Consider the following 23,410-nt stretch of genomic DNA (forward strand, 5'->3'; position numbering starts at 1 on the left):
CTGGCGTTGATTTTTGGCACGCTGTTGAGTTCTCAAGGAACGGACGCTTCCTTTGTACTCACCCTCTCGGGCTTTCCTCCGGGCTTTCGTTCTTCATTCTTGCGTTTCCGACTCTATCAGACTCTTTCGTGTCCGATTTCCTCGGCGCTTTCGAGGTCCTGCGCTTTCGCGCTTTCCCTTTCGGCGTGGTGACTACGTTAACGCTTTTCCCTGCCGACTCATAATCGAGCCGGTTGGCAGGGAATTCGGGCATGCCGAATAAGACCCCGCCAGGGGTAAGTCGTAGGTAGTGGTTTGGCCGCTCCGGAGGTCTGCTGAAGGCAGTGCCCCGTTCAAGCGGCTCGGGCTACGTTAGGCGTCTCCCAAGATCGAGTCAAGTTGCGCGCCGGCGCGGTGCGTGGGCCCGGTACGGGCTGACGGTCGGGTCGCCGGCGATCCAGTAGCGGTAGGGGTGGGCGGCGCCCGCGCCGCCCACGCCCGTGCGGGGGCCGTTTCCGACCTGGTCGGGCGGGGTGGGGGTGCCGGTGAGGAGGGACAGGGCGGAATCGGGACCTCCGCAGAGGTCCGTGCCGTCGAGGGAGCGGTCCACGTCCAGCGCCGTCGCCAGGCGGGCCGGACCCTTGGCCAGTTCACGCGGGTTTCTGGCCGAGAGCCGACGTTTGGCAGCCAGCTCGGCGCCCACCGTCACCTCCCCCGCGCGCAGCAGCACACCGCTCGCGTGGCCCGGCGGGCCGCAGACGAGGTTGAGACTGAACCACATGCCGTAGATGAAGTAGACGTACGCGTGTCCGGGCGGGCCGAACATCGACGCGTTGCGCGCGGTGCGGCCCCGGTAGGCGTGGGAGCCGGGGTCGGCCTCGCCCTCGTACGCCTCCACCTCCGTGATGCGCAGTTCCATGGGGCCGTCCGGAGTACGGCGGACCAGGATCCTGCCGAGCAGGTCGGGGGCCACGGTGAGGACCGGGCGGTCGAAGAAGGACCGGGACAGGGGCGTACGGTCGGGGCGCGCGCTCATCCGGTCGAGCGTAGTGGAACGCGCGTCGCTGCAACCGGGCCCTAGGGTTCCGCAGTGGTAAGGGGTCAGTGGATCCGTATGTCTGTGCAAGGGGAGATTGAGATGGGCTTCAGGAAGCTGTTCGCGAGCCTCGGTGCCGGCGGGGCCTCGGTGGACACGGTCATCACCGAGCCGAACGTCGTGCCGGGCGGGATCGTCCAGGGCGAGGTGCGGATCCAGGGCGGGTCCGTGGAGCAGCAGATCGAGGGGCTGTCCGTCGGGCTCCAGGCGCGGGTGGAGGTGGAGGGCGGCGACGGCGAGTACAAGCAGGACATCGTCTTCACCAAGCAGCGCCTCGGCGGTGCCTTCAAGGTGCAGCCCGGTGCGCTGCACGTGGTGCCCTTCGGGCTGGAGATCCCGGCGGAGACGCCGGTGACCCACTTCGGCGGCCAGCACCTGCACGGGATGAACATCGGCGTCAGCACCGAGCTGGAGATCGCGCGGGCGGTGGACGCGGGCGACCTCGACCCGATCAACGTGCACCCGGTGCCGGCGCAGCAGGCGATCCTGGACGCGTTCCGGCAGCTGGGCTTCACCTTCCGCAGCGCGGACATGGAGCGCGGGCACATCCGCGGGACCCGGCAGACGCTGCCGTTCTACCAGGAGATCGAGTTCCTGCCGCCGTCGCAGTACCGGGGGCTGAACCAGGTCGAGCTGACCTTCGTCTCGGACGGGCACGAGATGGACGTCGTGCTGGAGATGGACAAGAAGCCGGGGCTGTTCAGCGAGGGCAGCGACACCTACCGCTGCTTCCAGGTCGGTCTGCAGTCGTACCAGGGGACCGACTGGGCGGCGTACCTGAACCAGTGGATCGCCTCGGTCGGTTCGCAGCGCAACTGGTTCTAGGCTCGGGCCCGTACCCCTCATCCGATCCAGGAGGACAGCAGTGGCCGAACAGAACAGGGCTCCCCTTCCGCACGACTTCCACCCCGAGGTGGAGTCCTTCACCGTGACCAGCGTGGACGTCGCGCCGGGGGCCGACCTGCACGCGGCCCAGGTCCTGACGGGCAAGAACCTCTCGCCGGAGCTGAGCTGGGAGGGCTTCCCCGAGGGGACGAAGAGCTTCGCGGTGACCTGCTTCGATCCGGACGCGCCGACGGGCAGCGGGTTCTGGCACTGGGTGCTCTTCGACATCCCGGCGTCGGTGACCTCGCTGCCGGCCGGTGCGGGCAGCGGGGACTTCGAGGGGCTGCCGGAGGGTGCGGTGCACGTGCGCAACGACTACGGCACGCGCGACTTCGGTGGGGCGGCTCCGCCGCGCGGGGAGCGGCACCGGTACGTGTTCACCGTGTACGCGGTGGACCGGGAGGAGCTGGGGACGGACGAGGACTCCTCGCCGGCGTCGGTCGGCTTCCACCTCCGGTTCCACGCCCTCGGCCGTGCCCAGCTGATCGGTGAGTACGAGTCGCCCGCGGCGCGTTGATCGTTCTTCCGGTGTTTGCCCGGTCCTGGTCTAAAGAAGGCCAGGACCGGGCATTTTTATTGCGTTGTCCCGCGTGGCGCGCGCGGCCAGAGTGGTTGCGGGCCTTGCCGCCATGGTGGTCGCGGGCCTGCACACGGGAGGTGGGCGAGATGCGGGACACGCTGGTACTGAACGCGAGCTTCGAGCCGCTGTCGACGGTGACGCTGAACCGGGCGGTCGTGCTGGTTCTCCAGGACAAGGCCGTCGTCGAACAGTCGCATCCCGAGCTGCGTGTGCGTGCGGCCACCATGGAGCTCCCGATGCCGCGGGTGATCCGGCTGTGCCGGTACGTACGGGTGCCCTTCCGAAGACATGCTCCCTGGTCACGGCGGGGGGTGCTGGTCAGGGACCAGCACCGGTGCGCGTACTGCGGGAAGCGCGCGACGACCGTGGACCACGTGCTGCCGAGGGCCCAGGGCGGTGGTGACACGTGGCTGAACACGGTGGCCTCCTGCGCCGAGGACAACCACCGGAAAGCGGCGCGGACGCCGGAGGAGGCGGGGATGCCGCTGCTGCGGAAGCCCTTCGTGCCTTCTCCGGCGGACGCGATGCTGCTCGCTCTGGGGGTGGGCGGGGAGGACGCGCTGCCCGACTGGCTGGCGCGCACCGCGTAGTCCGGCGCCGACCCGGGCCCGTTGGGCGGCGTATTTCCCCTACGTCGTTCAGCGGAGGAGCAGTTGGACGATGGCCGCGATCCCGACCGCCACGATGATTCCGCGCAGGGCGGTCGGGGGGAGCTTACGGCCGACCTTGGCGCCGATCTGGCCGCCGATGGTGGAGCCGACAGCGATGAGGAGGACGGCCGTCCAGTCGAAGTCGGCGACGAAGAGGAAGAAGAGGGCGGCGACGCCGTTGACGAGTGCGGCGAGCACGTTCTTGACGGCGTTGATCCGTTGCAGGTCCTCGTGGAGCAGCAGCCCCATCAGGCCGACGTAGAGGACGCCCTGCGCGGCGCCGAAGTAGCCCCCGTACGCGCTGGACAGCAGCATGCCCGCCAGCAGCGGCGTCCCGCCGTCCGCTCCGCCCGGGTCGCGTCCCGCGGCTTCCTGCCGGCGGCGCAGGGCAGCGGCGAGGCGGGGCTGGAGGACGACGAGTACGAGGGCCAGGCCGATGAGGACGGGCACGATCGTGTCGAAGGAGTCCGACGGCAGGGTCAGGAGCAGGACGGCGCCCGCGAGCCCGCCGACGAGGGAGACGGCGCCGAGCCGCAGGATGCGGGCGCGCTGGCCCTGGAGTTCCTTGCGGTAGCCGATGGCCCCGCTGATCGAACCGGGCACCAGGCCGAGGGTGTTGGAGACGTTGGCGGTGACCGGGGGCAGGCCGGTGGCGAGGAGCACCGGGAAGGTGATCAGGGTGCCGGAGCCGACGATCGTGTTGATGGTGCCGGCGCCGATTCCGGCGCCGAATACCGCGAGTGATTCCCAGATGGACATGGACATGGACGGAGCCATCCCCTTTGCGTGAGTGGGTCGCCTCCCCGCCGTGAAGGTCGAGGGGCCCCACCGATCATGCACGAAGGGGAGGCCGCGTCAGTCGATGGGGGGCTGCTCGCGCCGCTCGGCGCCGGTGTCCTGGGCGGGGGCGCCCTTGCCGGGGTTCTGCGGGTTGAAGCCGGCCGAACCGCCACCGAGGGGGCCGAAGTTGCCCATGGCGCCCGAGAGGCCCTTGAGCGCGTCCCCGATCTCGCTGGGCACGATCCAGAGCTTGTTGGCGTCGCCCTCGGCGATCTTCGGCAGCATCTGGAGGTACTGGTAGGCGAGGAGCTTCTGGTCGGCGTCGCCGGCGTGGATGGACTCGAATACGGTGCGGATGGCCTGGGCCTCGCCCTCGGCCTTCAGGGCGGCGGCCTTGGCCTCGCCTTCCGCGCGCAGGATGGAGGACTGCTTCTCGCCCTCGGCGCGCAGGATCTCCGACTGGCGGACGCCCTCGGCCTGGAGGATCGCGGCGCGCTTGTCGCGGTCGGCGCGCATCTGCTTCTCCATCGAGTCCTGGATGGAGGTCGGCGGCTCGATGGCCTTCAGCTCGACGCGGTTGACGCGGATGCCCCACTTGCCTGTGGCCTCGTCGAGGACCCCGCGCAGGGCGGCGTTGATCTCCTCGCGGGAGGTGAGGGTCCGCTCCAGGTCCATGCCGCCGATGATGTTGCGCAGGGTGGTGACGGTGAGCTGCTCGATGGCCTGGATGTAGCTGGCCACTTCGTACGTGGCGGCGCGGGCGTCGGTCACCTGGTAGTAGATGACGGTGTCGATGTTGACGACCAGGTTGTCCTGGGTGATCACCGGCTGGGGCGGGAAGGGGACGACCTGTTCGCGCAGGTCGATCCGGTTGCGGATGGAGTCGATGAACGGGACGACGATGTTGAGGCCCGCGTTGAGGGTGCGGGTGTAGCGGCCGAACCGCTCGACGATGGCGGCGCTGGCCTGCGGGATCACCTGGATCGTCTTGACCAGGGCGATGAAGACCAGTACCACCAGGATGATCAGGACGATGATGATCGGTTGCATGCGGTTCCCCGTGCCCTTCCGGCTGTCTGTGCTGCCCCGTTGATCGGAGTCTCGCAGACCCCGGGGCCGCGGGTGGGCTGCTTGTCACATGACGACCGCGGTCGCCCCGTCGATGTCGACGACGTCGACGGACTGGCCGGGTTCGAAACTGGTGTCCGAGTCGAGGGTGCGGGCGGACCAGATCTCGCCGGCCAGCTTGATGCGGCCGCCGCTGCCGTCGACCCGTTCGAGGACGACGGCGGATCTGCCCTTCAACGCCTCGATGCCGCTGCGGTGTTGGGGCCGCTGGTCGCGGTGGCGGTTGGCGATCGGCCGTACGACGGCGATCAGCGCGACCGACACGATCACGAAGACGAGGACCTGGGCGACCACTCCCCCGCCGACGGCCGCGGTGACGGCCGCGGCGACCGCGCCGACGGCGAACATGCCGAACTCCGGGAGGGCGGTCAGGACGAGGGGGATGCCCAGTCCGACCGCGCCGATGAGCCACCACACCCATGCGTCGATGTCCACATGGTCATGGTAGGTCGGGCGGGCGCGGCCGGACAGGGCGCGAACGGCGGTGCCTGGCGCCGGGCTCGGCTCGGGGCCTAGCGCAGGGGCAGGCCCTGGGCGGTCCAGCGGTCGTGCTCGTTGCGCTCGACGATCAGCGGGAGGCCGAAGCAGAGGGACAGGTTCCGGGAGGTCAGCTCCAGGTCGATGGGACCGGCGGTGACGACCTTGCCCTGCCGGATCATCAGGACGTGCGTGAAGCCCGGGGCGATCTCCTCGACGTGGTGCGTGACCATGACCATGGACGGGGCCAGGGGGTCGCGGGCCAGGCGGCCGAGGCGGCGGACGAGGTCCTCGCGGCCGCCGAGGTCGAGGCCGGCGGCGGGCTCGTCCAGGAGGAGCAGCTCGGGGTCGGTCATCAGGGCGCGGGCGATCAGGGTGCGCTTGCGCTCGCCCTCGGAGAGGGTGCCGAACTTGCGGTCGAGGTACTCGGTCATCCCGAGGCGGTCGAGGAACGCGCGGGCGCGCTGCTCGTCGATCTCCTCGTACTCCTCCTGCCAGGTCGCGGTCATGCCGTAGGCGGCGGTGAGCACGGTCTGCAGGACGGTCTGCCGCTTCGGGAGCTTGTCGGCGAGCGCGATGCCGGCGACGCCGATGCGCGGGCGCAGCTCGAAGACGTCGCTGCCGGGCTTGCCGAGGGTGCTGCCGAGGATGGTGGCGCTGCCCTTGGTGGGGAAGAGGTAGCTGGAGGCGAGGTTCAGCAGCGTGGTCTTGCCGGCGCCGTTGGGGCCGAGGATGACCCAGCGCTCCCCCTCCTTCACCGACCAGGAGACCTGGTCCACCAGAGCCCGGCCCTCGCGGACCACGGATACGTCCACCAGCTCCAGAACATCGCTCATGAGCGTGTTGTCACCCCTTGCAGTCACGGTTCTCTGTGCGCGCCTGTAGGCGCGGCCCCAGGGGAAAACCTACGCCACTCGGAGCGGGCTCCGGGCGCCAGGCCGGGTCGGGGGGCCGATCCGTAGAGTGGGGGGATGCTTTTCGAACCACGTTCAGGGCGGCTGGCCGCCTGGGGGAACGCTCTGCTGGCCGGTCTGGTCTCGCCCGACGAGGCGGCGCTGTCGATCGTGGGCGAGGACGCCGTGCACCGGGTCGCCGGGCTGCCGGGCGAGGCGGGGCCGGTGGGGCTCACGCTGGCGCTGGGGCGGCTGCGGGCGCTGGGGGTGACCGGGCTCCGGGTGGCGCTGCCGGTGGCCGGGCATCCGCTGGGGCTGAGCGGACCGCCGGAGTTCAACGCGCGGGCGCTGGAGGCCGAGGAGGCGGTGGTGTGCGCGGGGGCCGCGCTGGGGCTGGTGCCGGAGGTCACGGAGGCGGGCCCGGCGGGCGACGTGCACGTCTCGGTGGTGTGGCACTGCCTGCCGGTACGGGAGGCCCCGCCGGCGGACGTGCCGTCGCTGGGCGAGGCGGAGCGGGAGCTGGCCGAGGCGCTGCGCGAGGCGACGGTGGTGCTGACCCGGCTGGACGTGGCGGGGTCTGGGCCCGTGGCGGAGGCGGCGCTGTCGGCGTACCGGGCGCGGGCGGAGGCGGGGCGGGACGTACTGGCGCCCGGGTACCCGGCGCGGGCTGTGCGGGTGCTGGCGCTGGCGCAGCGGGTGGACCTGATGGTGTCGCTGGCGTACCAGCGCGGGCACGGGGGCGCGGTGGCGGCCTCGGAGATGGCGGCGCGGGCGGAGGCGCTGCGGCCGGTGGAGCGGGTGGCGCGGCGGGCTCTGGTGGCGGCGTACAACGCGGCGGTGGAGGAGGCCGGGCGGTAGCCCTCCGGCGGTTGGGCGGGGCCGCACGGCCGCGGCCCCGCTTTCCCGGGGAGAAGGGGGGAAGGCGGGGCCGCGGGGCGGTGCCGGGGTCAGGCGTTGACGCCGGTGTTGCCGAAGGCGCCGTTGAGCAGGCCGATCACGTTGACGGTGTTGCCGACCACGTTCACGGGGACGTGCACGGGGACCTGGAGCAGGTTCCCGGAGGCCACGCCGGGCGAGTTCAGGGCCTCGCCCTCCGCGGACGCACCGCCGTGCGCCGAGGAGACACCGGCGCCGGCGGCGACGAGGCCGCCCGCGATCATGGTGACGGCTGCGGCCTTCTTGAAGTTCTTCACGTTCTCGTCCTCCAGTACGTCTGCCGCGACCAGCCGTCGCGGCACGCCATGGAGAACGGCCGCCCCCCGGCCGGGATACGCCATGTGGGCGACATACACCCGACCGTATGAATCTCAGCTCAGCCCATTACTCCGCGAGGCCGTGCCTGACGGCCCACAGCGCGGCCTGGGTTCGGTCGGAGAGGTCCAGTTTCATCAGGATGTTCGAGACGTGCGTCTTGACCGTCTTCTCGGACAGGACGAGCGCCCTGGCGATCTCCCGGTTCGAGCGGCCGTCGGCGATCAGGCCCAGGACCTCGCGCTCGCGGTCGGTCAGCGCCCCCGGCCGGCCACCGGGGCCGCTCTGGTCGTCCTGGGCCGCCAGCAGGGCCTCGGCGACCTCCGGCTGCAGCAGTACGTGTCCCGCGTGCACGGAGCGGATGGCTCCGGCCAGGGCGTCGGGGTCGATGTCCTTGTGGAGGTATCCGGCGGCGCCGGCCCGCAGCGCGGGGACCACGGTCCGCTGTTCCGTGAAACTGGTGACGATCAGGACCCGGGCCGGGTTCTCCAGGTCCCGCAGCCGCCTCAGGGCCTCGATGCCGTCGGTGCCGGGCATCTTGACGTCCATGAGGATCACGTCGGGCCGCAGCTCCTCGGCGCGGGCGGTGCCCTCCGCCCCGTCGGCGGCCTCCCCGACCACCTCGATGTCCTCCTGGACCTCCAGGAAGGTGCGCAGGCCGCGCCGGACCACCTGGTGGTCGTCGACGAGCAGGACGCGGATCCGGCCGCGGCCGGGGGTGTCAGCCACCGGGGACCTCCATCTCGATCGTGGTGCCCTCACCGGGCTCCGAGCGGACCTCCAGCCGGCCTCCGGCGCCACTGGCGCGGTCCCGCATGGAGACGAGCCCCAGGTGCCGGCCGGCGTTGCGGACGGTGGAAGGGGAGAAGCCCCGCCCCCAGTCCCGCACGCGCAGGACGGCGCCGCCGCCGGGGGTGCGGGCGAGGGTGACCTCGACGCGATCCGCGCCGGAGTGCCGCAGGGCGTTGTGCAGGGCCTCCTGGGCGACCCGCAGCAGGGCCTCCTCCTGGGCGGCGGGCAGGGCCCGTACGCCGTCACAGGTGAAGGTGACGCGGGCGCTGTGGGCGCGGTCCAGTACGCGGACGTGGTCGCGCAGGGTGTGGACGAGGCCGTCCTCGTCCAGGGCGGCGGGCCGCAGCTCGGTCACGGCGGCGCGGAGCTCGTCGGCGGCCTCGGCGGCGAGCACGGCGACCTGCTGGAGCTCTCCCTTGGCGCGGGCCGGGTCGCGGTCCACGAGGGCGGCGGCCGCCTGGGCGGTCAGGCGCAGGGAGAACAGCTTCTGGCTGACGGCGTCGTGCAGCTCGTGGGCGAGCCGGGAGCGCTCCTCGGCGATGGTCAGCTCGCGGCTGCGCTCGTAGAGGCGGGCGTTGGTGAGGGCTATGGCCGCGTGCTGGGCGAGGAGGGAGAGGAGCGCCTCGTCCTCGTCGGTGAACCCGTCCGGGCCGTTCTTGTTGGCCAGGAAGAGGGCGCCGAGGGTCTCCTCGCCGTTCCTGATGGGGAGGCCGAGGAAGCCGGACATCTCGGGGTGGGCGGCGGGCCAGCCCCCGAAGCGCGGGTCCTTCCGTACGTCGGCCAGCCGCTCGGGGGTCTCCTCGTGGAGCATCGCGGCGAGGATGCCGTGCTGGCGGGGCAGCGGGCCGATGCGGCGCCACTGCTCGTCGCTGACGCCGTCCACGACGAACTGGGCGAAGCCCCCGTGGTCGTCCGGGACGCCGAGGGCGGCGTACTCGGCGTCCAGCAGTTCGCGGGCGGAGGCGACGATCGTGCGCAGGACGTCGTGGACCTCCAGCCGGCGGCTCATGGCGAGCAGCGCGGTGCTGACGGCCGCCAGTCCTCCCGTAGCGGGTCCGTGGTGCATGGGGTCACCGTACCGGCGGCCCTGACCTGCGGTATCGGGCCTTGGGCGTAGGTCTCGGGCGTAGGTCCCGAGCCCCAGGGGCGTACGACCTGGGGAGGGGTGCCGGTGCGGGCCCTCTGCCTTGGGGAGGAGGTCCGGGGGCGGTCGGCTGGTCCGGAAGGCGGAGTTCGCTCACGCATTGAATTGCGGCCGCAACTCTGGGTGAGAGCGGCGGGGACCCCGTGTGAGCCCCGGCATAGGACGCACATCACTTACGAAGCCGCGTAGTGGACGCATAAGGACGCCGTCAGTGCTGCTGCGCCTAGCGGCTGGAGCGGAAATGCCGCTTCGGTCCGGGGCCGTGATCCACTAACCGGGATCGTACGTCACACCTTTGCCAGGCGATTTTGCCGCCGCTAAGAATGGCTGCCGTCGCACAGCGCCGCGGATCCCGGATCCGAGCGGCGCTTTCCTGCGGCCCCCGCTATTCGAAGAGGTTGCCCCGCATGTCTGCTTCCAGCACTCCCGGTCACAGTCGTCTGACGAAGGCGCACAAGCTGTCGATCGCCGGTGTCGCCACCCTCGGTGCCGCCGCCCTCGCCTTCTCCCTCGTCCCCGCCGGTGCCGAGACCGCTCAGGCTCAGACGTTCGAGGCCGCCCCGGTCGCCTGGACCCAGTCCGTGCAGAAGCACGTCGGCGCCCAGCAGGTCGTCGCCGACCAGAAGGCCAAGGACGCCGCGAAGGCCCAGGCCGAGGCGCAGGCGAAGAAGGACCGCGAGACCAAGGAAGCCGCCAGCCGTTCCGCGGCCCGCACGCCGGTCTTCGCGAACAACCTCGACGGCTGGATCAAGGAAGCCCTCTTCATCATGAAGCGCGAGGGCATTCCCGGCACCTACGCCGGCATCCACCGCAACATCATGCGCGAGTCGAGCGGCAACCCCCGCGCGATCAACAACTGGGACATCAACGCGCAGAACGGCATCCCGTCCAAGGGCCTGCTCCAGGTGATCGCCCCGACCTTCAAGACGTACCACGTCAAGGGCACCAAGTTCGACCAGTACGACCCGGTCGCGAACATCGTCGCCGCGTGCAACTACGCCGCCGACCGCTACGGCTCGATGGACAACGTGAACAGCGCCTACTAGGCACCGCACGCCCCCATGCGCCTCAGGGCGGCCCCCGGAGTCCCGGGTGCCGCCCTGAGGCGTTTCACGCGTGCGCGGTCCTGCCGGACCCGCCCGCTACTTGCGCATGACCTCGGGCTCGTGGCGGCGCAGCAGGCGCGCCACGGCGAAGCCGCAGATCACGCCGAGCGCCAGCAGGACGAAGACGTCCATGAACCACTGGCCGGCGGTGTGGTCCCACAGCGGGTCGGTGTTGGTGGGGTTCTGCGGGTCCCACGGCGCCATGAGCTTGCCCAGGTTCAGCGTGGTGCCGGCGGCGCCGATGGCCCAGCGGGACGGCATCAGATAGGCGAACTGCTCCAGGCCGATCTTGTCGTACAGCTGGAACAGGATGCCGGTGAAGACGACCTGGACGATGGCGAACATGACGAGCAGCGGCATGGTCTTCTCGGCGGTCTTCACCAGCGAGGAGATCACGAGGCCGAACATCATCGCGGTGAAGCCGAGCGAGGTGACCGCGATGCACAGCTCGACGGCCGGATTCATGAACAGGCCCTCGGCGGGCAGCTTGCGCGGGGTGAACGCGATCGCGCAGATGATCACGCCCTGGAGCGCGGTGATCGCGCCGAGGACGATCACCTTCGACATGAGGTAAGCGGACCGGGACAGGCCGGTCGCGCGCTCACGCTCGTAGATGACGCGTTCCTTGATCAGCTCACGGACCGAGTTGGCCGCGCCCGAGAAACACATGCCGACCGCGAGGATCAGCATGATCGTTCCCGCGTCGCCGTTGAAGCGCGACGGCGGGGTCGGCGGGGCGAGGCCGAACTTCGCGGGGATCACGATGGAGACGACGCCCAGGACCGCGGGCATCAGCACCATCAGGGCGAGGAAGCCCACGTCGGAGGCGATCACCGAGACGTAGCGGCGCATCAGCGTCCACAGCTGCGATCCCCAGCCCTGCGGCTTCGGCGGGATCATCTGCTGCGGCGCCATGGCGACCTGCTGCGGGGCGACCGCGTCGAGGTCGGCGGCGTACAGCTGGTAGTGCTGCGAGCCCTTCCAGCGGCCGGCCCAGTCGTAGTCGCGGTAGTTCTCGAAGGCGGAGAACACGTCGGCCCAGGTGGTGTAGCCGAAGAAGTTCAGCGCCTCGTCCGGCGGGCCGAAGTAGGCGACGGACCCGCCCGGGGCCATGACGAGCAGCTTGTCGCACAGCCCCAGCTCGGCCACGGAGTGGGTGACGACCAGGACCGTGCGGCCGTCGTCGGCGAGGCCGCGCAGCAGCTGCATGACATCGCGGTCCATGCCCGGGTCGAGGCCGGAGGTCGGCTCGTCCAGGAAGATCAGCGACGGCTTGGTGAGCAGCTCCAGGGCCACGGACACGCGCTTGCGCTGACCACCCGAGAGCGAGGTGATCTTCTTGTCCTTGTGGATGTCGAGCTTGAGCTCGCGCAGCACCTCGTCGATGCGGGCGGAGCGCTCGGACTCGGCGGTGTCGCCCGGGAAGCGGAGCTTGGCCGCGTACTTCAGGGCGGTCGAGACCTTCAGCTCCTTGTGCAGGATGTCGTCCTGCGGGACCAGGCCGATGCGCTGGCGGAGCTCCGCGAACTGCTTGTACAGGTTGCGGTTGTCGTAGAGGACGTCACCCTGGTCGGCGGGCCGGTAGCCGGTGAGCGCCTTCAGGAGCGTCGACTTGCCGGAGCCGGAGGGGCCGATGACGCCGATGAGCGACTTCTCCGGGACGCCGAAGGTGACGTCCTTGAGGATCTGCTTGCCGCCGTCGACGGTGACGGTGAGGTGGCGGGCCGAGAAGGAGACGTCACCGGTGTCGACGAACTCCTCGAGCCGGTCGCCGACGATCTTGAACGTCGAGTGGCCGACGCCGACGATGTCGTTCGGGCCGAGCAGGGCGGTGCCGGACTTGGGCAGCGGCTGACCGTTGACGTAGGTGCCGTTGTGGCTGCCGAGGTCGTGGATCTCGAAGCGGCCGCCGGTGGAGCGGAACTCCGCGTGGTGGCGCGAGACCTGGAGGTCGGAGACGACGAGCTCGTTCTCCAGGGCGCGGCCGATGCGCATGACGCGGCCGACGGCGATCTGGTGGAACGTCGTCGGGCTGCGGTGGTCGCTGCCGTACCCGGGGGCCGCGGCGGCCTGCTGCGCGGGAATGCCCCCGCCGACGCCGCCGCCCTGCTGCTGCGGCACGTACGGCTGCCGCTGGTCCCACGCGGGCTGCTGCGACTGCGGCTGCTGCTGGGGCGGGGCCTGGTACGCCTGCTGCTGCGCCTGTGCCTGCGCGGCGGGGGCCTGGTAGGCCGGCTGCTGCGCCTGCGCCGCGGCGCTCGGATTCAGCCGCGGGCCGTCGGTGGCGTTGCCCAGGTGGACCGGGGTGCCCGGTACGAGCTCCGTCTGCTGGACCCGCGCGCCGTGCACGTAGGTGCCGTTGGTGCTGCCGTGGTCCTCGATGGCCCAACCCCGGCCGTTCCAGCTGATGGTGGCGTGCCGCCACGACACCCTGGCGTCATCGATCACCATGTCTCCCTGGGGATCGCGCCCCAGCGAGTACGACCTGGACGGATCGAGCGTCCAGGTCCTTCCGTTCAATTCCAGTACGAGTTCCGGCACTCCAGCCCCACTTAAGGTCCCCCGAGAATCCCCCTGGCGTCCAGGGAGAACGACGTCAGGGAGTCTAGGGATGGCGAACATCCGGTGGAACTATTTCAGGCCTGGGGCCACATGTGGAATCGGGGCCTTCCGCGGGGGCCGTGTGCGGGTGTCGACGGGGTCGAAAGGCACCCGGAGAGTGCGATACGGGACTTCTCGCCTCCTCGCCTTCTTCACGCCCTTCACCCCGTTCCTCCTCCACGCGGGTGGTGCGCCGCCGCGCGGGGCCGGTTCTCCCCACCCGCCCTTCCGCCGTCCTCCCGGCGCCGCCCCGCGCGCGGCGCGTCTGAAGAATGGGACGGGGGTCCGGCTCAGGGGGGCGGGAAGATACGGTGTGGGCACCATGAGCGCTTCGCAGACCTCCGACGTCCCCACCCTCCTCGTCAAGATCTTCGGCAAGGACCGTCCCGGGATCACCGCCGGGCTGTTCGACACCCTCGCCGCCTACTCCGTCGATGTCGTCGACATCGAGCAGGTCGTCACCCGCGGCCGCATCGTCCTGTGCGTCCTCGTCACCAAGCCCGCCGCCGGCTCCGAGGGCGAGCTGCGGGCCACCGTGCACAGCTGGGCCGAGTCGCTCAAGCTGCAGGCGGAGATCCTCTCCGGCACCGGTGACAACCGGCCGCGCGGCAGCGGCCGCTCCCACGTCACCGTCCTCGGGCACCCGCTCACCGCCGAGTCCACCGCCACCATCGCCGCCCGGATCACCGCGGCCGGCGGCAACATCGACCGTATCTTCCGGCTCGCCAAGTACCCGGTGACGGCGGTCGAGTTCGCCGTCTCCGGCGTCGAGACCGAGCCGCTGCGCACCGCTCTGGCCACCACCGCCGCGCAGATCGGCGTGGACGTGGCCGTGGTCTCGGCCGGGCTGCACCGCCGGGCGCAGCGGCTGGTGGTCATGGACGTGGACTCGACCCTGATCCAGGACGAGGTCATCGAGCTCTTCGCCGCGCACGCCGGATGCGAGGCGGAGGTCGCCGAGGTGACCGAGCGGGCCATGCGCGGGGAGCTGGACTTCGAGCAGTCGCTGCACGCCCGCGTGGCGCTGCTGGCGGGGCTGGACGCTTCGGTGGTGGACAAGGTCCGCTCCGAGGTGCGGCTGACGCCGGGCGCGCGGACCCTGATCCGGACGCTGAAGACGCTGGGCTACCAGGTGGGCGTGGTCTCGGGCGGGTTCACGCAGGTCACGGACGACCTGCGGGAGCGGCTGGGGCTGGACTTCGCCTCGGCGAACACCCTGGAGATCGTCGACGGGAAGCTGACCGGCAAGGTCACCGGGGAGATCGTGGACCGGGCGGGCAAGGCCCGGCTGCTGCGCCGCTTCGCCGAGGAGGCCGGGGTGCCGCTGTCGCAGACGGTGGCGATCGGTGACGGGGCCAACGACCTGGACATGCTGAACGCGGCCGGGCTGGGGGTCGCCTTCAACGCCAAGCCGGTGGTCCGCGAGGCCGCGCACACCGCCGTGAACGTCCCCTTCCTGGACGCCGTGCTGTACCTGCTCGGCATCACCCGCGAGGAAGTGGAAGCGGCCGACCTGGCCTGACCCCGTACGCACCGCGCGCCCGGCCGGATCCTTCCGGCCGGGCGCGCGTCGTCGCGGGCTCAGTGCTCCTTGGGCGTCCAGTAGTCCAGCAGGGTGCACGCGCCGGGTTCGAGGGACTTCCACGAGCCGGTGAAGGAGACGATGGCCAGCGCGGCGGTCGGGAAGCCCGTACGGGTCATCCGGGCCAGGGTGTCGCCCTCGGCGCGTCCGGAGAGGACGTCCGCGAGGGCGTGCATGCCGGGGTTGTGGCCGATGACGACGAGGTCGGACACCTCGTCGGGGGTCTCGTTCAGCAGGGCGATGAGCTCGCCGGGCGACGCCTCGTAGATCCGGTCCTCGTACGAGGTCTTCGGCCGGGACGGGAGTTCCTGGACGGCGAGCTTCCAGGTCTCCCGGGTGCGGGCGGCGGTGGAGCAGAGGGCCAGGTCGAAGGTGATGCCGGTCTCGGCCAGCTTCAGTCCGACGGCGGGCGCGTCCTTGCGGCCGCGTTCCGCCAGCGGGCGGTCGTGGTCGGACACCTGCGGCCAGTCGGCCTTGGCGTGCCGGAGGAGGGCGATCCTGCGGGGTGTGTCGGCGCTCATGGCCCCCAGCTTCGCACGAAACGAGCCACCGGGCGCAGGGTGTTGGGGGCCTGCCCCTCCACCGTGGGGCGTGCCCGGCGCACGCGGGTCAGCCGACGGCGCGCAGCAGCTGGTGGGTGACCTGGACCAGCGCGGATCCCTCTCCGGTGGCGGCGTGCGCCTGGCCTGAGCCGGCGAGGAGGAGCAGGAGGAGGCCGAAGGCGAGCGCGGGCAGGGCCAGCGTCCACCAGTGCAGCCTGGTGTCGGGGGCGGTGGTGCGGCGGGGGCCGGGAAGGTGTGCGGGGGCCGACATGGCCGCCTCCGTGTGTGTGCCGGTGGGACGGGCTCGCTCTCCTTCGAATCTATGGATCCGAAGGAGCGGTTCCCATCCGGGACGCACCCCAGGCAACCCTGAACCTGGCCCCCTAGGGGATGGTGGGGATAACCCCACCATCCCCTGGGGCCCCTGGTGTCAGGGGGAGGCGATGGTCGCGATGACGGCGATGACCACGGTCACGAGCAGCATCGCGCCGAGCACGAGGCCGAGCTTCTTGTGGCCGTTCTGGGGGTTGGGTTCGAGTACGGGCGACATGCCGTTCAGTCTCCCATGCCGCATTCGTCCTCGATCGTGCGGTCCCGGCCGGCGAGGACGCCGAGGGCGATCTGGGGGACGAGGAGGCCCGCCATCAGGGCCAGGGGCAGGTCCCAGCCGCCGCTGTGCTGGTAGAGGGTGCCGATGACCAGGGGGCCGGGGATGGAGATGAGGTAGCCGGTGCTCTGGGCGAAGGCGGAGAGCTTGACGACCCCGGCCGGGGACTTGGCGCGCAGCCCGATCATCGTGATGACGAGGGGGAAGGCGCAGTTGGAGATGCCGAGCAGCAGGGCCCAGGCCCATGCTCCGGCGGCGGGGGCGAGGTAGAGCCCGAGGTAGCCGGCCAGGCCGAAGAGGCCGAGGACGGCGGCGATGGGGCCCTGGTTGCGCATCCGTCCGGCGAGGCCGGGGATGACGAAGGCGAGGGGGACGCCCATGACCATGGTGACGGCGAGCAGGACTCCGGCGGTGGAGGCGGAGACGCCCGCGTCGCGGAAGATCTGCGGGAGCCAGCCCATGGTGACGTAGGCGCCTGTGGCCTGGAGGCCGAAGTAGGAGGCCAGGGCCCAGGCGGTGCGGCTGCGGACCACGGAGGGGCCGGTGGCCCCGGTCGCGGCGGCGGGGGCGGCGGCCTTCTCGCGGCGGCCGGCGGCGGCGATGGGCAGCCAGGGCAGTACGGCGGCCACGGCGAGGACGGCCCAGATCAGCAGGCCGGTGCGCCAGCTGCCGCCGAGGGCGCTGGTCAGCGGGACGGTCGCGGCGGCGGCGAGGGAGGTGCCGGCGGCCAGGGCCATGGAGTAGAGGCCGGTCATGGTGCCGACGCGGTCCGGGAAGTACCGCTTGACGATCACCGGGAGCAGCACGTTGGTCAGGGCTATGCCGGCCAGGGACAGGGCGCTGGCGGCGAGGAAGCCGGCGGCGTTGTCCGTGAAGGGGCGGATGAGCAGGCCCGCGGCGACGGCGGCCATGCCGGCGCAGACGACGGCGGCCGGGCCGAAGCGGCGGGAGAGCCGGGGGGCGGTGACGCCGAAGACGGCGAAGCAGAGGGCGGGGACCGAGGTGATGAGCCCGGCTACGGCGCCGCTCATGTGGAGGCCGGTGCGGGCTTCCTCGAAGAGGGCTCCGAGGCTGGTGATGGCGGGCCGCAAGTTGAGGGCGGCGAGCACGATTCCGACGACCAGTACCGGGCCCAGCCACTTGGGGGCGGCGTCGGCGGGGGCGGGCGCGGGCAGGGCGGCGGAGCCGCCGCTCGCGACCTTCGGGCGGTCCATGGTCTGAATGTCTTCGTCGTGCATCCAGCCATCATAGAATCATGGGATGATTGGTTGTCCAGTCGTGAACCGTCCTGCACGCCTCAGTCCCGCCCCGCTCCAGCCGACCCCGAGGGGACCCCACCCGCCATGCCGCTGACCTCGCCCCGGCGATCCGCGCTCGTCGACCAGGTGATCGCCCAGCTGAGGAACCAGATCACGTCCGGCGAGTGGCCGGTCGGGAGCCGGATCCCCACCGAGCCCGAGCTGGTGGAGCTGCTGGGCGTCGCCCGCAACACCGTGCGGGAGGCGGTCCGGGCCCTCGCGCACAACGGGCTCCTGGACATCCGCCAGGGTTCGGGTACGTACGTGCTCGCCACCAGCGAGCTGGCCGGGGTGATGCACCGGCGCTTCGCGGGGGCCGACCCCCGGCACATCGCGGAGCTGCGCTCGACGCTGGAGTCCTCGGCGGCCCGGCTGGCGGCGGAGCGGCGGACCGGGCGGGACCTCGTACAGCTGGACGCCCTGCTGGCCCGGCGCGAGGAGGCGTGGGCGAGCGGGGACGCGGAGCTGTTCGTGGCGGCGGACGTGGGCCTGCACATGGCGGTGGTGGCGGCCTCGCACAACGACGTGCTGATCGAGCTGTACGCGGACCTCGGCGACCTGGTCGCGGACTGGCTCCGGACGGACGTCGGCACCGAGCTGAACCCGGCTGACCACCTGGACCACGCCCGGCTGATCGAGGCGATCCGGCGCGGGGACGCGGACACCGCGGCGGCGGAGGCGGCGGGCTACCCCTTCGTCTGCCTGGGCAGAACCCCGGCCTGATCCGCCGGACAGGGGCCCTAGGGGCCTTCTGGGGTGCGCTGGTGGCTCACCCAGGCGGTGCGGACCTCCTTCCAGCAGCGGCCGGTGAGCCGGGTGCGGCCGGCCGGGTGCAGGGGGACGAGGGCGCCGTCCCCGTCGACGTCCCACCAGCGCTCGCACTCGACGTGGAGGCGGAGCAGGTCGGTCTCGGGGTAGGCGTTGTGGCAGGACGCGACCACCGTGGAGCCGGTGATCTCGGTGTCGCAATCGGCGCCGAAGAGTTCCCGGGTGGGCGGCCGCGCGGGCCGTACGGGTGGCTCGGCGGGGATGTCGTCGAGGTCCACGACGGCCCGGCCGGCCGCTTCGGGGCCGGGCGCGGGTTCGCGCACGCCGGGCTGGGCGAGGGCTCCGGGGCCCAGGAGGCCGGTCAGGAACACGGAGGTGACCAGCAGTGATACCGCTCGGTTCGGCCTCGCGCCCACGCCCGTACCTCCTCCCCGAACCCACCGGGAAGATCCCGACGTGGTCATTTTGCAGGCATCTGTCCCGGTTTTCGACTCGGGAAGATCCACCCCGGGCTCGGAAATCCGATCGAACGGGTCTGCACGACACCCCCTGAGGCCCCCTCACCCACCGCTGCGGCACGCGGGAACGGCGATGGCCGCGCCTTCCGGGAGGAAGGCGCGGCCATCGCCGCTCGTGCGGGGGAGCTCCTGGGATCAGGCACCCATCGCGTGCAGGCCGCCGTCCACGTGGACGATCTCGCCGGTGGTCTTCGGGAACCAGTCCGACAGCAGCGCGACGACACCGCGGCCCGTGGGCTCCGGGTCGCTCATGTCCCACTCCAGCATGGAGCGGTGGTTCCAGGTGTCGGCCAGGTCGGAGAAGCCCGGGATGGACTTGGCGGCCATCGAGCCGAGCGGGCCGGCCGAGACCAGGTTGCAGCGGATGTTCTCCTTGCCCAGGTCGCGGGCCAGGTAGCGGCTGGTGGCCTCCAGGGCGGCCTTGGCCGGGCCCATCCAGTCGTACTGCGGCCAGGCGAACTGCGCGTCGAAGGTGAGGCCGACGATGGCCGCACCCTCCGCCGGGAAGAGCGGCTTGCAGGCCATGGTCAGCGACTTCAGCGAGAACGCCGAGACGTGCATGGCGGTGGCGACCGACTCGAACGGGGTGTTCAGGAAGTTGCCGCCGAGGGCGTCCTGCGGGGCGAAGCCGATGGAGTGCACGACGCCGTCGAGGCCGCCGAGCTCGTCGCGGACGAGGCCCTCCAGGCGGGCGAGGTGCTCGTCGTTGGTGACGTCGAGCTCGATCACCTTGACCGGCTTGGGCAGCTTCTTGGCGATGCGCTCGGTCAGCGACGGGCGCGGCCACGCGGTGAGGATGACCTCGGCGCCCTGCTCCTGGGCCAGCCTGGCGGTGTGGAAAGCGATGGAGGACTCCATCAGCACACCCGTGATGAGGATGCGCTTGCCCTCGAGAATTCCGCTCATGGTGATCAGTGACCCATGCCCAATCCGCCGTCAACGGGAATGACGGCTCCGGTGATGTACGCGGCGTCGTCGGACGCCAGGAAGCTGACGGCTGCCGCGATCTCCTCGGGCTGCGCGTAGCGGGCGAGCGGCACGTTCGCCACGATGCCCGCACGCTGCTCGTCGGTGAGCACCTTCGTCATGTCGGTGTCCACGAAGCCGGGGGCGACCACGTTGAAGGTGATGTTGCGGGAGCCCAGCTCGCGCGCGAGGGAGCGGGCGAAGCCCACCAGCGCGGCCTTGGAGGCGGCGTAGTTGGCCTGGCCGGCCGAGCCCAGCAGGCCCACGACCGAGGAGATCAGGACGACGCGGCCCTTCTTGGCGCGGAGCATGCCGCGGTTCGCGCGCTTGACCACGCGGAAGGTCCCGGTGAGGTTGGTGTCGACGACGGACGCGAAGTCCTCCTCCGACATCCGCATCAGCAGCGTGTCCTTGGTGATGCCGGCGTTGGCGACCAGCACCTCGACGTTGCCGTGCTTCTCCTCGATCTCCTTGTAGGCCTGCTCCACCTGCTCGGAGTCGGTGATGTCGCAGCGCACCGCCAGCACACCGAGCGAGGTGAGCTCCTGCGGGGGCTCACCCGAACGGTACGTGATGGCGACCTTGTCGCCGGCCTCTGCGAAGGCTCGGGCGATGGCGAGGCCGATGCCCCGGTTTCCTCCGGTGACGAGAACCGAGCGGCTCAACGGATCACCCTTTCGCTAGCGGTCTGATTGGCAAAAATCTATAGGCCGTGCCGGTAATCCGGAGAATCGGGCTCCGACAGGGCCTCGCGACCCGCTCTGTCGAGTCCCTACAGAAAGATGTAGGCACAGCCGCCCCGGTCGCGACATGATCGGGGCGACCGGCCCCGACCCCGGGAGGACTTCCGTGGCCCATTCCATCGACGCGGCTTTCACCGCGCTGCCCCTGCGGGCGCTCGCCGACGCGGCACTCGCCCGGGCGCGCGCGCTGGGCGCCGACCATGCCGACTTCCGGCTGGAGCGGATCCGCAGCGCCTCTTGGCGGCTGCGCGACGCCAAGCCCTCCGGCGGCTCCGACACGACCGACCTCGGCTACGCGGTCCGGGTGGTGCACGGCGGCAGCTGGGGCTTCGCCTCCGGGGTCGACCTGACCATGGACGCCGCCGCCAAGGTGGCCTCGCAGGCCGTGGCCATGGCGAAGCTGTCCGCCCAGGTGATCAAGGCCGCCGGCTCGGACGAGAGGGTGGAGCTGGCCGAGGAGCCGGTGCACGCCGACAAGACCTGGATCTCCGCCTACGACGTCAACCCCTTCGAGGTGCCGGACGCCGAGAAGTCGGCGCTGCTCGCCGACTGGAGCGCGCGGCTGCTGGCGGCCGAGGGCGTCGCGCACGTGGACGCCTCGCTGCTCGCCGTCCACGAGAACAAGTTCTACGCCGACACCTCGGGCACCACGACCACCCAGCAGCGGGTGCGCGTCCACCCGCAGATCACCGCGGTCGCCGTCAACGGGACCACCGGCGAGTTCGACTCCATGCGCACGATCGCCCCGCCCGCCGGACGCGGCTGGGAGTACCTGACCGGCACCGGCTGGGACTGGAACGCCGAGCTGGAGCAGATCCCGGCGCTCCTCGCCGAGAAGATGCGGGCCCCCAGCGTGGAGGCCGGGCGCTACGACCTGGTCGTGGACCCGTCCAACCTGTGGCTCACCATCCACGAGTCCATCGGCCACGCCACCGAGCTCGACCGGGCGCTGGGCTACGAGGCCGCGTACGCGGGGACCTCCTTCGCCACCTTCGACCAGCTGGGCAAGCTCAAGTACGGCTCCCCGATCATGAACGTGACCGGTGACCGCACCGCCGAGCACGGTCTGGCCACCATCGGCTACGACGACGAGGGCGTCGAGGCGCAGAGCTGGGACCTGGTCAAGGACGGCACCCTGACCGGCTACCAGACCGACCGGCGGATCGCGAAGCTGACCGGCCTCGGCCGCTCCAACGGCTGCGCCTACGCCGACTCCCCCGGGCACGTGCCCGTGCAGCGCATGGCGAACGTCTCGCTCCGGCCGGATCCGGGCGGGCTCTCCACGGAGGACCTGATCGGCGGGGTGGAGCGCGGGATCTACGTGGTCGGCGACCGCTCGTGGTCGATCGACATGCAGCGCTACAACTTCCAGTTCACCGGGCAGCGCTTCTTCCGGATCGAGAACGGCAAGCTGGCCGGGCAGCTGCGCGACGTCGCGTACCAGGCCACGACCACCGACTTCTGGGGCTCCATGGAGAAGGTCGGCGGCCCGCAGACCTACGTCCTGGGCGGCGCCTTCAACTGCGGCAAGGCCCAGCCGGGCCAGGTCGCGGCGGTCTCGCACGGCTGCCCGTCCGCCCTGTTCCGCGACGTGAACATCTTGAACACCACCCAGGAGGCCGGACGCTGATGTCGCCGAACCGCACGAAGCCCCACGAGATCGTCGAGCGGGCCCTGGAGCTGTCCACCGCCGACGGCTGCGTCGTCATCGCGGACGAGGAGTCCAGCGCCAACCTGCGCTGGGCCGGCAACGCGCTCACCACCAACGGGGTGACCCGCGGCCGGACCCTGACGGTCATCGCCACCGTCGGCGGCAAGGAGGGCACGGCCTCGGGGGTCGTCTCGCGCTCCGCCGTCACCGCCGCCGACCTGGAGCCGCTGGTACGGGCCGCCGAGGCGGCCGCGCGGGCGGGCGGTCCCGCCGAGGACGCCCAGCCGCTGGTGACCGGCACCCCGGCCTCCCCGGACTTCACCGACGCCCCGGACGAGACCTCCTCGGCCGTGTTCGCGGACTTCGCCCCGGCCCTCGGCGAGGCCTTCGCCCGGGCCCGGGCGGGCGGCCGCGAGCTGTACGGCTTCGCCAACCACGAGCTGACCTCCACCTACGTCGGCACCTCGACCGGGCTGCGGCTGCGCCACGACCAGCCGAACGGCACCCTGGAGCTCAACGCCAAGTCACCCGACCGGCTGCGCTCCGCCTGGGCCGGCCGGGCCACCCGGGACTTCAAGGACGTGGACCCGACGGCTCTGGACGCGGAGCTGGCCGTGCGCCTGGGCTGGGCCGAGCGGAAGGTCGAACTGCCGGCCGGCCGGTACGAGACCCTGCTGCCGCCGACCGCGGTGGCCGACCTGCTGATCTACCAGATGTGGTCGGCCGCGGCCCGGGACGCGGCGGAGGGCCGGACGGTCTTCTCCAAGCCCGGCGGCGGCACCCGGATCGGGGAGCGGCTGTCGCGGCTGCCGCTGACCCTGCGCAGCGACCCGAACGCGCCGGGCCTGGAGTCCGCGCCGTTCGTGATCGCGCACAGCTCGGGCGACGACGCGTCGGTCTTCGACAACGGGCTGCCCGTCCCGGCGACGGAGTGGATCAAGGAGGGCGAGCTGGCCCGGCTGACCACGACCCGGCACAGCGCCGCGCTGACCGGGCTGCCGCTGTCCCCGGCGTTCGGGAACCTGATCCTGGACGGGGGCGGCGAGAAGTCCCTGGACGAGATGGTGGCGGGCACCGAGCGGGGTCTGCTGCTGACCTGCCTCTGGTACATCCGCGAGGTCGACCCGGCCACGCTGCTGCTCACGGGCCTGACCCGGGACGGGGTGTACCTGGTGGAGAACGGGCAGGTCACGGGCGAGGTGAACAACTTCCGGTTCAACGAGTCGCCGGTGGACCTGCTGTCGCGGGCCTCCGAGGCGGGGCGTACCGAGAAGACCCTTCCGCGCGAGTGGGGCGACTGGTTCACCCGGGCCGCGATGCCTCCTGTCCGCATCCCGGACTTCAACATGAGTTCGGTCAGCAAGGGCGTCTGA

Annotated in this window: 26 protein-coding genes; 10 read left to right on the top strand and 16 right to left on the bottom strand. The window is 71.4% G+C overall.

Annotated features, from left to right (window positions below; all coding sequences use genetic code 11):
* Positions 1-224, top strand: a 224-nt coding sequence (locus tag ACZ597_RS11485; protein ID WP_471327994.1) for a hypothetical protein, incomplete at its 5' end; no start/stop codon positions are given.
* A gap of 149 nt (positions 225-373) precedes the next feature.
* On the opposite strand, the gene ACZ597_RS11490 is transcribed toward ACZ597_RS11485, so the two are convergent.
* Positions 374-1,015: a DNA-3-methyladenine glycosylase gene (locus ACZ597_RS11490; protein WP_471327996.1), complete on the bottom strand. Its 642-nt coding sequence runs from the start codon at positions 1,013-1,015 to the stop codon at positions 374-376.
* A 102-nt stretch (positions 1,016-1,117) separates the two neighbouring features.
* On the opposite strand from ACZ597_RS11490, the gene ACZ597_RS11495 reads away from it, so the two are divergent.
* From ACZ597_RS11495 to ACZ597_RS11505, 3 genes are all read left to right on the top strand, one after another.
* Positions 1,118-1,900, top strand: a complete 783-nt coding sequence (locus ACZ597_RS11495; RefSeq protein ID WP_471327998.1) for a sporulation protein — start codon at positions 1,118-1,120, stop codon at positions 1,898-1,900.
* Between the two features lie 40 nt (positions 1,901-1,940).
* Positions 1,941-2,477, top strand: a complete 537-nt coding sequence (locus ACZ597_RS11500; RefSeq protein ID WP_471328000.1) for a YbhB/YbcL family Raf kinase inhibitor-like protein — start codon at positions 1,941-1,943, stop codon at positions 2,475-2,477.
* A 149-nt stretch (positions 2,478-2,626) separates the two neighbouring features.
* Positions 2,627-3,130, top strand: a complete 504-nt coding sequence (locus tag ACZ597_RS11505) for an HNH endonuclease (protein ID WP_471328002.1) — start codon at positions 2,627-2,629, stop codon at positions 3,128-3,130.
* Between the two features lie 48 nt (positions 3,131-3,178).
* Here the strand turns inward: ACZ597_RS11505 and ACZ597_RS11510 are convergent, their stop codons facing one another.
* The 4 genes from ACZ597_RS11510 to ACZ597_RS11525 all read right to left on the bottom strand — a co-directional run bounded on the left by ACZ597_RS11510 (position 3,179) and on the right by ACZ597_RS11525 (position 6,411).
* A complete protein-coding gene (locus tag ACZ597_RS11510) occupies positions 3,179-3,949 on the bottom strand; it encodes a sulfite exporter TauE/SafE family protein (RefSeq protein WP_471328856.1) in 771 nt (256 codons plus the stop codon).
* A 96-nt stretch (positions 3,950-4,045) separates the two neighbouring features.
* On the bottom strand, positions 4,046-5,020 hold the full coding sequence (locus tag ACZ597_RS11515) for an SPFH domain-containing protein (RefSeq protein WP_471328003.1): 975 nt from the start codon (positions 5,018-5,020) through the stop codon (positions 4,046-4,048).
* An 84-nt stretch (positions 5,021-5,104) separates the two neighbouring features.
* Positions 5,105-5,533: an NfeD family protein gene (locus ACZ597_RS11520; RefSeq protein WP_007263342.1), complete on the bottom strand. Its 429-nt coding sequence runs from the start codon at positions 5,531-5,533 to the stop codon at positions 5,105-5,107.
* Between the two features lie 77 nt (positions 5,534-5,610).
* A complete protein-coding gene (locus tag ACZ597_RS11525) occupies positions 5,611-6,411 on the bottom strand; it encodes an ABC transporter ATP-binding protein (protein WP_471328005.1) in 801 nt (266 codons plus the stop codon).
* Positions 6,412-6,546: 135 nt separating this feature from the next.
* On the opposite strand from ACZ597_RS11525, the gene ACZ597_RS11530 reads away from it, so the two are divergent.
* Positions 6,547-7,326: a hypothetical protein gene (locus ACZ597_RS11530; protein ID WP_471328007.1), complete on the top strand. Its 780-nt coding sequence runs from the start codon at positions 6,547-6,549 to the stop codon at positions 7,324-7,326.
* An 89-nt stretch (positions 7,327-7,415) separates the two neighbouring features.
* On the opposite strand, the gene ACZ597_RS11535 is transcribed toward ACZ597_RS11530, so the two are convergent.
* From ACZ597_RS11535 to ACZ597_RS11545, 3 genes are all read right to left on the bottom strand, one after another.
* Entirely contained in the window at positions 7,416-7,661 is a 246-nt protein-coding gene (locus ACZ597_RS11535; protein WP_319732101.1) for a chaplin, read from the bottom strand.
* A 127-nt stretch (positions 7,662-7,788) separates the two neighbouring features.
* A complete protein-coding gene (locus ACZ597_RS11540; protein ID WP_471328009.1) occupies positions 7,789-8,448 on the bottom strand; it encodes a response regulator in 660 nt (219 codons plus the stop codon).
* Positions 8,441-9,577: a GAF domain-containing sensor histidine kinase gene (locus tag ACZ597_RS11545; RefSeq protein WP_471328011.1), complete on the bottom strand. Its 1,137-nt coding sequence runs from the start codon at positions 9,575-9,577 to the stop codon at positions 8,441-8,443. The genes ACZ597_RS11540 and ACZ597_RS11545 overlap by 8 nt, the downstream gene beginning before the upstream one ends.
* Before the next feature lie 485 nt (positions 9,578-10,062).
* On the opposite strand from ACZ597_RS11545, the gene ACZ597_RS11550 reads away from it, so the two are divergent.
* A complete protein-coding gene (locus ACZ597_RS11550; protein WP_471328013.1) occupies positions 10,063-10,701 on the top strand; it encodes a transglycosylase SLT domain-containing protein in 639 nt (212 codons plus the stop codon).
* A 96-nt stretch (positions 10,702-10,797) separates the two neighbouring features.
* On the opposite strand, the gene ACZ597_RS11555 is transcribed toward ACZ597_RS11550, so the two are convergent.
* Positions 10,798-13,302, bottom strand: a complete 2,505-nt coding sequence (locus ACZ597_RS11555) for an ABC transporter ATP-binding protein/permease (RefSeq protein ID WP_471328015.1) — start codon at positions 13,300-13,302, stop codon at positions 10,798-10,800.
* A 382-nt stretch (positions 13,303-13,684) separates the two neighbouring features.
* Here ACZ597_RS11555 and serB point away from each other — a divergent pair, with 382 nt between their 5' ends.
* Positions 13,685-14,884, top strand: a complete 1,200-nt coding sequence (gene serB / locus ACZ597_RS11560) for a phosphoserine phosphatase SerB (protein ID WP_471328017.1) — start codon at positions 13,685-13,687, stop codon at positions 14,882-14,884.
* 59 nt (positions 14,885-14,943) lie between these two features.
* On the opposite strand, the gene ACZ597_RS11565 is transcribed toward serB, so the two are convergent.
* The 4 genes from ACZ597_RS11565 to ACZ597_RS11580 form a co-directional block, all read right to left on the bottom strand.
* The gene (locus ACZ597_RS11565; RefSeq protein WP_471328019.1) at positions 14,944-15,465 is read right to left on the bottom strand and encodes a SixA phosphatase family protein; all 522 of its coding nucleotides are present in this window, start codon (positions 15,463-15,465) and stop codon (positions 14,944-14,946) included.
* A gap of 88 nt (positions 15,466-15,553) precedes the next feature.
* The gene (locus tag ACZ597_RS11570) at positions 15,554-15,757 is read right to left on the bottom strand and encodes a hypothetical protein (RefSeq protein ID WP_471328021.1); all 204 of its coding nucleotides are present in this window, start codon (positions 15,755-15,757) and stop codon (positions 15,554-15,556) included.
* Positions 15,758-15,916: 159 nt separating this feature from the next.
* Positions 15,917-16,036, bottom strand: coding sequence for an SGM_5486 family transporter-associated protein (locus ACZ597_RS11575; RefSeq protein WP_260618654.1), 120 nt, complete (start codon positions 16,034-16,036; stop codon positions 15,917-15,919).
* A gap of 5 nt (positions 16,037-16,041) precedes the next feature.
* Entirely contained in the window at positions 16,042-17,331 is a 1,290-nt protein-coding gene (locus ACZ597_RS11580; protein ID WP_471328023.1) for a CynX/NimT family MFS transporter, read from the bottom strand.
* Between the two features lie 105 nt (positions 17,332-17,436).
* On the opposite strand from ACZ597_RS11580, the gene ACZ597_RS11585 reads away from it, so the two are divergent.
* The gene (locus ACZ597_RS11585) at positions 17,437-18,114 is read left to right on the top strand and encodes a FadR/GntR family transcriptional regulator (RefSeq protein WP_471328025.1); all 678 of its coding nucleotides are present in this window, start codon (positions 17,437-17,439) and stop codon (positions 18,112-18,114) included.
* A 17-nt stretch (positions 18,115-18,131) separates the two neighbouring features.
* Here ACZ597_RS11585 and ACZ597_RS11590 read toward each other — a convergent pair whose 3' ends face one another.
* The 3 genes from ACZ597_RS11590 to fabG all read right to left on the bottom strand — a co-directional run bounded on the left by ACZ597_RS11590 (position 18,132) and on the right by fabG (position 20,308).
* The gene (locus tag ACZ597_RS11590; protein WP_471328027.1) at positions 18,132-18,575 is read right to left on the bottom strand and encodes a hypothetical protein; all 444 of its coding nucleotides are present in this window, start codon (positions 18,573-18,575) and stop codon (positions 18,132-18,134) included.
* A 237-nt stretch (positions 18,576-18,812) separates the two neighbouring features.
* On the bottom strand, positions 18,813-19,583 hold the full coding sequence (gene fabI / locus ACZ597_RS11595; protein ID WP_471328029.1) for an enoyl-ACP reductase FabI: 771 nt from the start codon (positions 19,581-19,583) through the stop codon (positions 18,813-18,815).
* Between the two features lie 5 nt (positions 19,584-19,588).
* Positions 19,589-20,308, bottom strand: a complete 720-nt coding sequence (fabG, locus tag ACZ597_RS11600; protein ID WP_125819328.1) for a 3-oxoacyl-[acyl-carrier-protein] reductase — start codon at positions 20,306-20,308, stop codon at positions 19,589-19,591.
* 145 nt (positions 20,309-20,453) lie between these two features.
* On the opposite strand from fabG, the gene ACZ597_RS11605 reads away from it, so the two are divergent.
* On the top strand, positions 20,454-22,016 hold the full coding sequence (locus tag ACZ597_RS11605) for a TldD/PmbA family protein (RefSeq protein ID WP_471328031.1): 1,563 nt from the start codon (positions 20,454-20,456) through the stop codon (positions 22,014-22,016).
* On the top strand, positions 22,016-23,410 hold the full coding sequence (locus tag ACZ597_RS11610) for a metallopeptidase TldD-related protein (protein ID WP_471328033.1): 1,395 nt from the start codon (positions 22,016-22,018) through the stop codon (positions 23,408-23,410). The genes ACZ597_RS11605 and ACZ597_RS11610 overlap by 1 nt, the downstream gene beginning before the upstream one ends.

This window comes from Streptomyces sp. NPDC040718 (genome assembly GCF_055593565.1).